This window comes from Dysgonomonas sp. Marseille-P4677, from assembly GCF_016652235.1.
Classification (GTDB): Bacteria; Bacteroidota; Bacteroidia; order Bacteroidales; family Dysgonomonadaceae; genus Dysgonomonas.
The window spans coordinates 24,226-35,784 of record NZ_JAEPKU010000034.1; the positions used below are offsets into that span (position 1 = coordinate 24,226).

Here is an 11,559-nt window from a genome sequence, read left to right on the forward strand (position 1 = left end):
AGGATATAAAATATAATTAGAAATGAAAAAACTACTGTTATCACTCTTATTGGGGTGTTTCGCATTCGTAATAAATGCGCAGTCTCAAAGCAAGAATGTAAAAATGGATCAATTTGTTAATGATCTGATGAGTAAAATGACTATAGAAGAAAAAATAGGGCAGCTCAACTTACCCGGTTCGGGTGATATAGTAACCGGACAAGCTAAAAACAGCGATATAGCAGGTAAAATAAAGAGAGGGCAAGTCGGGGGCTTATTCAATATAAAGGGTGTAGAAAAAATAAAAGATGTGCAGCGTGTAGCTGTAGAAGAAAGCCGCCTCGGTATTCCACTTATTTTTGGTATGGATGTCATACACGGATATGAGACTGTGTTCCCTATTCCGTTGGGGCTATCTTGTACCTGGGATATGGCAGCGATTGAGCATTCGGCTCGTATTGCCGCTATAGAGGCTAGTGCAGATGGTATCTGTTGGACATTCAGCCCTATGGTCGATATAGCAAGAGACCCGCGTTGGGGACGCGTATCGGAAGGAAATGGGGAAGATCCATATTTAGGGGGGCAAATAGCAAAAGCGATGGTCCGTGGATATCAGGGAGCTGGAGATAAGACTTTTACTGCCAACAATCAGATAATGTCATGTGTAAAACACTATGCTCTGTATGGTGCAGGAGAGGCTGGTCGTGATTACAATACGGTCGATATGAGTCGTCAGCGTATGTATAATGAATATTTTTATCCGTATCAGGCAGCAGTAGAAGCAGGAGTTGGTAGTGTTATGGCCTCATTCAATGAAGTAGACGGAGTGCCTGCTACCGGAAATAGGTGGCTGATGACTGAAGTTCTACGTAATCAATGGGGTTTTAATGGTTTTGTTGTAACCGACTTTACCGGTATAGCTGAAATGGTAGATCATGGCATCGGTGATATACAGACCGTATCTGCACGGGCACTTAATGCCGGAATAGACATGGATATGGTAGCCGAAGGCTTCCTTACCACAATAAAGAAATCATATGATGAAGGAAAGATAACTAATGCCGAAATTGATTTGGCTTGTCGCCGTATACTTGAAGCCAAATATAAGTTAGGATTATTCTCCGACCCATATAAATATTGCGATGTAAAAAGAGCAAAAGTCGATATTTATAAACCGGAGCACCGTGAAATTGCCCGTAAAATAGCAGGAGAAAGTTTCGTACTACTTAAGAATGAAAATAATCTGTTGCCGTTGAGCAAAAAAGGAACTATTGCCGTTGTTGGGCCATTAGGAAATACAAAGGAAAATATGCCGGGAACATGGAGTGTGGCTGCCGATTTCAATAAGGCAACTACAGTTGTTGATGGATTAAAGGCTGTTACAGGAAATAGAGCTGATATTGTATATGCAAAAGGTAGTAACTTGACAGCTGATCCTGTTTTGGAAGACAGAGCCACAATGTTCGACCGCAGTCTGAAACGTGATGGGAAAACAGAGGAAGAGTTAAGGAATGAAGCCCTACAGATAGCGAGGAATGCAGATGTTATAGTTGCCACATTAGGCGAGTCTTCCGAATATAGCGGAGAGTCGAGTAGCCGTTCCGAAATTGGGATACCAGATGTACAACAGCGATTGTTGAAGGAATTATTAAAAACAGGTAAACCTGTGGTACTCGTATTATTTACAGGACGTCCACTAACACTTACATGGGAAAATGAAAATGTTCCAGCAATATTGAATGTTTGGTTTGGAGGAACAGAAGCTGCTTATGCAATAGGAGACGTGTTATTCGGCGACGTAAATCCTAGTGGAAAACTGACAACAACTTTCCCTCAGAATGTAGGGCAGATACCATTATACTATAATCATAAAAATACCGGACGACCTCTAGCCGAAGGCAAATGGTTCGAAAAGTTTCGCAGTAATTATCTGGATGTGAGCAATGATCCGGTTTATCCTTTTGGTTATGGACTTAGTTATACGCAGTTTGATTATAGTGATGTGAAATTGAGCACTGCAGCGATGGATTCCCGTGGGGAACTTACTGCAAGTGTCACTGTTACCAACAATGGGAAAATGGATGGAAAAGAAGTTGTACAATTATATATACGTGATGTAGTAGGCAGCGTTACCCGTCCTGTCAAGGAGCTGAAAGGTTTTGAAAAAATATTCTTAAAGGCAGGCGAATCCAAAACCGTAATATTTACAATTACGTCGAAGTTATTGAAATTTTATAATTATGATCTAAAATATATTTTTGAACCGGGAGACTTTGATATAATGATAGGAGGCAATAGTCGCGATGTAAAAACTGCAAGATTTACATTGAACTAACTGATAGCTACTCACTGTTTTCTATTACTTTTTAATTGCTGATGATATGAATAATTTAAAAATAATATTATTTCTGTTGTTTTTTGTGGAATGCTTACATTTGTCGGCACAGCAGAAAACATATTGCAACCCCGTCAATCTGGATTATGGCTACGGCCCTATCCCTAGTTTTACCACATGGGGAAAGCACAGGTCTACAGCCGATCCTGTTATTGTGAACTATAAGGGGGATTATTATTTATTCTCTACCAACCAAACTGGATATTGGTGGAGCAGTGATATGTTGAACTGGAACTTCGTTTCAAGAAAGTTTCTTACGCAAGAGGCTATAGACACAACTCCTAACAAATGGGATGACCTTTGTGCTCCGGCTGCCTGGGTGCAAGGTGATTCGCTATGTGTTTTCGGGTCAACCTATTCCCGTGTTTTTCCTATATGGGTGAGTACCAGTCCTAAAGCGAATGAGTGGTCTAAAGCTGTAGAACGTTTTGATATTGGAGGCTGGGACCCGGCTTTCTTTGTTGATGACGATCAACGTCTCTATATGTATAACGGCAGTAGCAATGTATACCCCTTGTATGGTATTGAACTTGATAGGACTACATTCCAACCTATAGGAACACGTAAGGAACTCCTATTATTAGATGATAACCGTATCGGTTGGCATCGCTTTGGTGAGCATATGAATAATGTATTTCTAAAGCCTTTTATGGAAGGAGCTTGGATGACTAAGTATAATGGGAAATATTATCTGCAATGGGCAGGGCCTGGTACTGAATTTAGTCATTATGGAGATGGTGTTGCCGTAAGTGATAATCCTTTAGGGCATTTTGAACATGTATCTTTACCATTTAGTATAAAAGCTGGTGGGTTTATTCGCGGAGCAGGTCATGGTGCTACTTTTCAGGATAATAGCGGTAACTATTGGCATACATCTACAATGGTGATAAATGTGAAAAATAATTTTGAACGTCGTATTGGCATATGGCCTGCAGGATTTGATAAGGATGATGTAATGTATTGCAATACGGCTTTTGGAGATTATCCTCACTATTTGCCGGATGGGAGATCGACCGACCATCAAAAAAGCCGTTTTACGGGATGGATGTTACTTAATTATAACAAGCCCGTTCAGGTATCATCTATTTTTGGAACGCATTATCCTAATAATATTGTCAATGAAGATATAAAAACATATTGGAGTGCCCAGACTGCCGATAAGGGAGAATGGCTTATATCCGATCTGACAGAAGTATCTACCGTATATGCTCTACAGATCAATTATGCTGATCAGGATGTTGAGTTTTTAGGCAAGCAGCAAGGTATATATCATCAATATAAGGTTTACTATTCATTAGATGCGAAAAAGTGGAGTATCCTTATTGATAAGAGTAAGAATGACAAAGATGTGCCGCATGATTATATAGAGCTTGAAAAGCCTGTGCAAGCTAGATATCTGAAGATGGAGAATATTCATATGCCAACAGGTAAATTTGCAATATCGGGTTTTAGAGTGTTTGGTTTAGGTTCGGGACAGAAACCGAATAAGGTAGAGCAGTTTATGGCCCTTAGGTCTGATGCAACAGACAGACGGAACGCCTGGCTGAAATGGAAGCCTGTGGACAATGCTTATGCTTATAACATATACATAGGTCAGGAACCTGATAAGTTATATAATTGTGTGATGGTATACGATGTGAATGAATATTACTATTCTGGAATGGATAAAACGAAACCTTACTATTTCGCTATCGAAGCAATAAATGAGAATGGAGTGTCTGAAGTTAAACAGGCTGAGGCTCTGTGAGATCGAAAATTTATATAAGATAAAATTTTTAAAATTCGAATCTTGAGTAAGCATAGATTTTCCAAGAGTAAGGTATTTTCTTTTACTTTCTTTAGAGATACATATGATTAAAGGGTACTCTCTATTTGACAGTGTTTTTGATTTGTAACACAATATATTTAACTGTGCAACTAATATTGTTCTGTGGTTTACAGTTGGTTTACGAACTCGATCAAAATACCACTAAAACCATAGGTATATAAATGACAAAAGAGCTACAGTTTTTACTGTAGCTCTCTGCTTATTAAGTGGTCCCACCTGGGCTTGAACCAGGGACCCCCTGATTATGAGTCAGATGCTCTAACCAACTGAGCTATAGGACCTGATTTTGGCGGTTATCCCGAAATCGGTTGCAATATTACTGCTTTTTGCTGAAACCCGCAAACTTTTAGGCTAAAAATAACGAGAAAATTTACTTAAAAGGGCTTCTATACTATTCTATGGCTTTTTTCTTACTATTAATTATCGATAATGCAATGTATAGTAAGATGCTTCCGGTAATACCAAGGATGCCAATATATGCTACTAAACCGATGGTGAATACGATTAGAAAATATCGATGTTCGTTCCCTCTAAACTTTATATTTTTGACCTTAAGCGAAAACATCGGAATTTCAGATATCATGAGTAAAGAGAAAACCAAGATACCAACTAATACAGTGTACATAAGCAGTGATGTTATCATAGGTGCATCGTGAACTATTCCATAGCAAAAACTTACCCAAAACAGGGCATTAGCCGGTGTATTAAGCCCTATAAAAGAATCGGATTGCCTTTCGTCAACATTAAACTTTGCTAGTCTTAATCCTGAAAATACTGCAAGTAAGAAAGCAAAATAGGGAAGGTATTCAATTATAATCGGATTGTCTGATATTCGAAATGTGTTCTCTGATAAGAAATGAAAGACAATCATGCTTGGGGCAACGCCAAAGCTAACCATATCGGCGAGAGAGTCTAATTCTTTTCCTGTAGGAGAATAAGCCTTTAACATACGGGCCGAGAATCCATCCGAAAAGTCGAATAAACCTGCTATGATAACCCATACTACAACCCAAAGATACTCTCCTTGAAAAGCCATAACAGTTGCAATGCAGCCGGATGATAGATTAAGCGATGTAAAGATGTTAGGTATATGTCTTTTCATTATCGGTTATTTGAATTTTGCAATAACAGTTTGATTACCGGTTACCTTTTGATCCATTTCCACCAATATTTCACTGCCTATGGGAAGATAAACATCTACACGAGATCCTAATTTAATAAAACCAAGATGTTCGTCTATATGGGCAACTTCACCTTCTTGGGCGTACGTAACTATTCGTCGGGCCATAGCTCCGGCTACTTGGCGCAGGAGTATTTGATGTTTGCCGTCTTCGGTTTCCATCACTACTGTCGAGCGTTCATTTTCTACGCTTGATTTCGGGAGGTATGCAGCCATAAAACGGCCATCGTGATGTTTCGACATCAATACCTTTCCATTTATTGGATACCAGTTGGCATGGACATTGAAAGGAGACATAAAGATCGAAACAATAATCCGTTTGTCCTTAAAATATTCGCCTTCGTAAACTTCTTCTATTGCTACAATTTTTCCATCGGCTGATGCTACAACTATACCGTCTGTACTTCCTTTGAACTGACGGTATGGACTTCTGTAAAAGTTTAATACTATGAGAAAAACAATCAACGATGCTCCCCCTACAATATATGATAAAACAGAATGATGGAAAAAATACCATAATGCTCCGTTGAGCAGAACAAGTATGATGAGATATGTTGTTAAAACGCCGCGTCCTTCGTGATGAACTTTCATTATAGTATTTTGTAAAACATATTTAATGCAAGTAGCAAAAGTATCTTTATTTGATGATATATACAAATTTGAATTCCAATTTTTAATAGAAACAATAAGAGAGAGACGACCAAATCTCTCTCTTATTATTTGATAATATATCAGTTAATCTTAATCTGATTATAAAACATATAATGAACTAATAGATTCATTGGAGAGTACTCTTCGTATTGCGTTTGCAAATACGTCGGCTACAGATAGTATAACGACCTTTTCGCATTTCTTTGAATAAGGTATGCTATCTGTAAATACCATCTCGGTAAGACCTGAAAGATCGACTCTATCCGATGCAGGGTCCGACATTACCGCATGACTTGCAATAGCCCGTACCGAGCGAGCGCCACTAGCTTTCATCAGGTCGGCCGCTTTTGTGATTGTTCCGGCTGTATCTACAATATCATCTACTAACAAAACATCCATACCAGCTACATCCCCGATGATTTGCATCTCAGATATCTCGTTTGCTTTCTTACGTAATTTATAGCATATGACCATTGGAACGCCAAAATATTTAGCATACGAGCTGGCACGTTTTGTACCCCCTACGTCAGGAGTTGCAATAACCAGATTTTCTTTATCCAACGATTTGATGTATTCTACAAAAATAGCAGAAGCATATAGGTGGTCTACAGGAACATTAAAGAATCCTTGTATCTGGTCGGCATGTAAATCCATAGTGATCAGGCGGTTTATTCCTGCTGCAGCAAGCATGTCTGCAATCAGTTTTGCACCGATAGATACACGGGGTTTATCTTTTCTGTCTTGTCTGGCCCAGCCAAAATATGGAATTACAGCGATGATAGAATGAGCCGAAGCTCTTTTAGCCGCATCTATCATTAATAATAGCTCCATAAGATTGTCTGAAGAAGGGAATGTTGATTGTACCAAAAACACTTGACATCCTCTGATAGACTCTTCGTAAGATACAGAAAATTCACCGTCAGCAAAACGCTCTATATTCATTTTTCCCAGAGGGCATCCCAGACTTGTACAGATTTTTTCAGCTAGATAACGGGAGTTAGTTCCCGAGAAAATTTTAAAAGGTACATTCGTATCCATTTCTTCGTTACTCTTTAAGGTGACTATAGTTTATATGTTTAATAATAAGCTGCAAAATTAGCAAAAACAAATTACTATAAGGGTGCTTATACCATAGAAAATTTAATGATTTTTGCCGAATAGGGTTGCATTCCTATGCAGATTGATTTTTCCCATTGTGGGTTAAGTGTAAATTTCTTCTTTGAAAATAACTCTTCTGCATTTTTTATTTTATAAGGGCTGATGTTTATATAATTAAAAGCTTCATCAGGGATGTTTATTGATACGTCGGTTGCTTGTTCCGAGAAATTGGCGATAACTAATATGAATTCTTTTTTCCCTGATCGGAGAAATGCATATTGTTTAGTTGAATCGAAGCCGGGATTTTCGTAGTTAGCATACATTAAATCGAAAAAATCACCTGAATTGATGCACTCCTCTTCTTTTGCTATCTGGATTAGTTGTATATAGAACTTACGTAATTTTATTTGGTCTTTATCTAGGTCTGTACTTGAAAAAGTTCCATTGTTTCTCCATTTTTGTACCGAGTCGACAGACCAGTAGTCGAAAATTGTAGTTCGTCCGTCCAATCCACTAAAGCCCTCTTTATCCATGCCACGTTCCCCTAGCTCTTGTCCAAAATAGATCATTACAGGGTTGGTATTCATTGTTGTGGCTGTAACCATAGCAGGTATGGCTTTGAATGGATTTCCCGCAAAGAAATCAGAGGCTATGCGTTGCTCGTCATGATTTTCCAGAAAATTCAACATCTTTGGCTGAAGTTCACCTATCCGTTGCCAGCAAAAGGTTATGTCTGATGTCGGTTTCTTACCACAGGTGATATCCCGTAGGGTATCGTAAAGATCTACTTTATCATATAAGTAGTCAAATAAGCCCCAATGAACGTAATTTTTATATTGAGTCGGATCATAAACTTCGGCTATAAATAGAATGGATTTATTTTTCGATTTGACTTTAGGTATGACCCAGTTCCAAAATTCTACGGGAACCATCTCTGCCATATCGCAACGGAAACCGTCAACTCCTTTATCAGTCCAATATAGTAAGATGTCTCTCATCTTAAGCCATGTGTCTGGAACGGGGGTAAAACAACATATTTTTCTCATGTTATAATTTACACCATAATTGAGTTTAACTGTTTCATACCAGTCGTTGACGCCGGGTTTATTCGAGAAGCAATCATTACCCGTAGCCTTTGCGGGAAATTCGCTATATGCATTATCTCCTGTTTGAGTTGGAAATTGTAATTCTAGCTTCTGGTTTGGAATATAATAAAAATTATTGTCGGGATCGAAAGCTACTGAAGTATTGTCGTTTTCGCCAAAGTCTGTCACTTTATCGGGTTTAACGTCTGAATGATATTGCCGTGCAACATGATTGGGAACAAAATCAATAATTACTTTCATTCCGTTTTTATGGGTTCGTTCCACCATGTTTTCAAATTCTGCCATCCTATTTTCTACGACATCAGCTAAATCGGGAGAAACGTCATAATAGTCTCTGATTGCATATGGAGAGCCGGCATTACCTTTTACAATATCGGGGTTGTCTTTTTTTATATTGTATGCTGAGTAATCGGTTTTAGAAGCATGTTCTAATATTCCGGTATACCAGATATGGGTAAATCCCATTTTCTTTATTTCTTTTAAAGCCTTATTGTCGAAAGCTGAAAATTTGCCTGTTCCATTCTCTTCTAAAGAACCATTTTCTTTATTCAGTTTTTTTTTGTTTCCGAATAGTCTGGGAAGGACCTGATAAATAAATATTTTCTCTTTCATTATAATGGTATTAATTAATAGACTGCGTGATTCTAAGATATAATGTTTGGAAAATCCTTAATTAAGGATTCTTTCTTGTCTTCGAAGAATTCCATTGTGAGTTTATATCCCGCTTGAAATATATCTTCTACATGGTCGAGATCAAACATCGAGTATTGAGATAATGAGGTTGATTCGATCAGGTAATCACATAAATTACGATCAAGTAATGTGTTCGATCCTGACATGTAGTGGAATGAACGTTCTGCAATGTATTTGATGGAGCTTCTGAATTCAGACTTTTTAATGGGACTGACATTTACTCCTATAATTGTTCTACATTCGCGCCGTATAGTAGATACTGGAAAATTCTTTAATAGGCCGCCATCTACATAATAATGATCGTTTATTTTCACAGGTCGGAATACTATAGGTACAGAGCATGACGCTACAACGGCGGGTATTAGCGGGCCTGATTTAAAAATATGGCTCTCTCCATATTCTATATCTGTTGCTACGACATATAAGGGAAACTTTAAGCTTTCGAAGTTCTTTGCTTTAAGGTATTTCTTCAGAAATGTATTGAATCCTTCGCTTTTGAAAAAACCGCCATGTGGTATTGCGAATTCTGCAAATTCACGGAATACTTTTTTCTTAAAAAAAGATATTATTTCTTCAGGTGTATATCCATCCGCATAAAGTGCGCCGGCGAAAGCTCCGGCACTAGTTCCTGATATGATATCAGGATAAAGACCTTTTTCGTTGAGAGCTTGTAGTACGCCTAGATGGGCAAACCCCTTGGCTCCGCCGCCACTTAGTGCAACGCCTAGATTGTATGTGCTTTTATTTGTGTTCATTAAGTAGTAAGGTCCGACATCCTTGAGTGCAAAGATAATAAAGTTTTTTGTGGCTAGTAGTCTTATAGGTGCTTTTATGATTTGGTCATTCTGTATTTTCAGAAAGATATTTTTTTGTGTTTTTGTTATTCGTGGAAACAAAAAGAGTTGTTTGAACTATCAAACAACTCTTTTTACGTTTTCGTATTTTAGGGTAGTCTTTATATATTGTTTCTTGAGATGTGATCATCTATTGATGAGTCAAGAAGCAACAATGGCCTACCTTATTTTACTTCAAAATCTTGTTTCATATCAATTTCTTCTTTGTTATCATCATAGAAGTGGTATTCGAGTAATGCTAGATCTTGATTTGGGATTATTTTAACTCCCATACCATATCTCCATCTCCATTTCCATTTTAGAGAGACAAAGCCCTTATTGATAAATGCTGCTACATATGGATGTATATGTAAGGTAAATTTCTTTACTTTTAGATCTTTTACTAGGTAACTGATTTTCATTCGCAAGGTATCAGTGAATAATATCGATGGCCTGATTTCTCCTTTCCCGAAACAGTTTGGACATATTTCGGTTGTGGTGATTTCCATCTCAGGGCGAACGCGTTGCCGGGTAATTTGCATTAACCCAAATTTGCTTAGAGGCAAAATATTGTGTTTGGCGCGATCATTAGCCATCAACTCTTGCATTCTGGTAATCAGCTGACTGCGGTGCTCACCTTCAGTCATATCTATAAAGTCGATTACGATAATGCCCCCCATATCTCGTAATCTTAGTTGTCGTGTTATCTCTTCGGCTGCTGCGGAATTCACTTCCCATGCATTATTTTCTTGTCCGGCTTCCGGGTTTTTAGACCTATTGCCACTATTTACGTCTATTACGTGTAAAGCTTCAGTATGTTCTATTATTAAATACGCTCCATTTCGGAAAGTAACCGTCTTTCCAAATAGGGCTTTGATTTGCTTTGTTACATTAAAATTGTCGAATATTGGCAGGTCTCCGGTGTATTGTTTGACAATATTCTTCTTTTCTGGTGCTATAAATGAGATATAGTCTTTAATCTGGTTTCCTGTGTCCAGATCGTTTACATGTATTTCCTGAAAGCTAGAGTTGAATACATCTCGTAATAGCGCTACAATGCGTCCTGTTTCCTCAAAAACGAGAGTCGGTAATTTACTCTTTTGTATTTTAGGAAGATTATCCTCCCATCTTTTTACAAGAGTTTTTAATTCAGTATCCAGATCAGCCACTTTTTTACCTTCAGCAACAGTTCGTACTATTACTCCGAAGTTTTTGGGCTTAATGCTTTGTATTAACTGCCTCAAACGGGCACGTTCTTCTTTCGATTTAATTTTTTGTGATACGGATACTTTGTCATTAAAGGGAATAACAACAAGGAATCGTCCAGCTAGAGACAGTTCCGACGTAAGGCGGGGGCCTTTAGTTGATATTGGTTCTTTAGCTATCTGTACAAGAATTTCTTGCCCCGGTTTTAGAATGTCACTGATCGATCCATCTTTATCGATGTCCGGTTGCAGTTTCATTTTAGAAATATTAGGCAGTTTCTTCTTGTCAGCTAAAGCTTGTTTATAGAACTTATCAACAGAATTGAATTGAGCACCAAGATCTAAATAGTGAAGAAAAGCGTCCTTTTTGTATCCTATGTCTACAAATGCAGCGTTGAGTCCTGGCATTAGTTTTTTAACTTTGCCGGCATAGATGTTTCCAACCGCATATGATGCGTCTCTACCTTCTTTTTGCAGTTCTACAAGCTTTTTGTCCTCGAGTACTGCTATTGAGACTTCATTGGGTTGAACATCGACTACTAGTTCGCTATTCATAAAAATTATTTAGAATTTGTGAATTAAGACTTAAAT

At 38.0% G+C, this 11,559-nt stretch carries 8 protein-coding genes, 1 tRNA gene and 1 pseudogene; 2 read left to right on the plus strand and 8 right to left on the minus strand.

From position 1 onward, the window contains the following. Positions 1–22 precede the first annotated feature (22 nt). Together bglX and JGH11_RS08240 are read left to right on the plus strand one after the other, a co-directional pair. The gene (gene bglX / locus JGH11_RS08235; protein ID WP_201111103.1) at positions 23–2,314 is read left to right on the plus strand and encodes a beta-glucosidase BglX; all 2,292 of its coding nucleotides are present in this window, start codon (positions 23–25) and stop codon (positions 2,312–2,314) included. A 46-nt stretch (positions 2,315–2,360) separates the two neighbouring features. Continuing rightward, positions 2,361–4,121 (plus strand): family 43 glycosylhydrolase, encoded by a 1,761-nt coding sequence (locus JGH11_RS08240; protein ID WP_201111104.1) that lies wholly within the window; start codon positions 2,361–2,363, stop codon positions 4,119–4,121. A gap of 39 nt (positions 4,122–4,160) precedes the next feature. On the opposite strand, the pseudogene JGH11_RS20530 reads toward JGH11_RS08240, so the two are convergent. From JGH11_RS20530 to JGH11_RS08275, 8 genes and pseudogenes are all read right to left on the minus strand, one after another. Then, positions 4,161–4,274: pseudogene (locus JGH11_RS20530) on the minus strand (hypothetical protein); the annotation flags it as partial. A 135-nt stretch (positions 4,275–4,409) separates the two neighbouring features. Then, positions 4,410–4,483, minus strand: a tRNA-Ile gene (locus JGH11_RS08245). A 110-nt stretch (positions 4,484–4,593) separates the two neighbouring features. Continuing rightward, positions 4,594–5,304, minus strand: coding sequence for a phosphatidylcholine/phosphatidylserine synthase (locus tag JGH11_RS08250; RefSeq protein ID WP_201111105.1), 711 nt, complete (start codon positions 5,302–5,304; stop codon positions 4,594–4,596). A gap of 6 nt (positions 5,305–5,310) precedes the next feature. Further along, positions 5,311–5,973, minus strand: coding sequence for a phosphatidylserine decarboxylase family protein (locus JGH11_RS08255; protein WP_201111106.1), 663 nt, complete (start codon positions 5,971–5,973; stop codon positions 5,311–5,313). 159 nt (positions 5,974–6,132) lie between these two features. Then, complete coding sequence (locus JGH11_RS08260) at positions 6,133–7,071, minus strand: ribose-phosphate pyrophosphokinase (RefSeq protein WP_201111107.1); 939 nt, start codon at positions 7,069–7,071, stop codon at positions 6,133–6,135. Between the two features lie 86 nt (positions 7,072–7,157). Next, on the minus strand, positions 7,158–8,849 hold the full coding sequence (locus JGH11_RS08265; RefSeq protein ID WP_236263922.1) for an alpha-amylase family glycosyl hydrolase: 1,692 nt from the start codon (positions 8,847–8,849) through the stop codon (positions 7,158–7,160). 32 nt (positions 8,850–8,881) lie between these two features. Next, positions 8,882–9,685 carry a patatin-like phospholipase family protein gene (locus tag JGH11_RS08270; RefSeq protein WP_201111108.1) on the minus strand — a complete coding sequence of 268 codons (804 nt, stop codon included), beginning with the start codon at positions 9,683–9,685 and terminating at the stop codon, positions 8,882–8,884. A 263-nt stretch (positions 9,686–9,948) separates the two neighbouring features. Continuing rightward, positions 9,949–11,523 carry an Rne/Rng family ribonuclease gene (locus tag JGH11_RS08275; protein WP_201111109.1) on the minus strand — a complete coding sequence of 525 codons (1,575 nt, stop codon included), beginning with the start codon at positions 11,521–11,523 and terminating at the stop codon, positions 9,949–9,951. Positions 11,524–11,559: the final 36 nt, after the last annotated feature.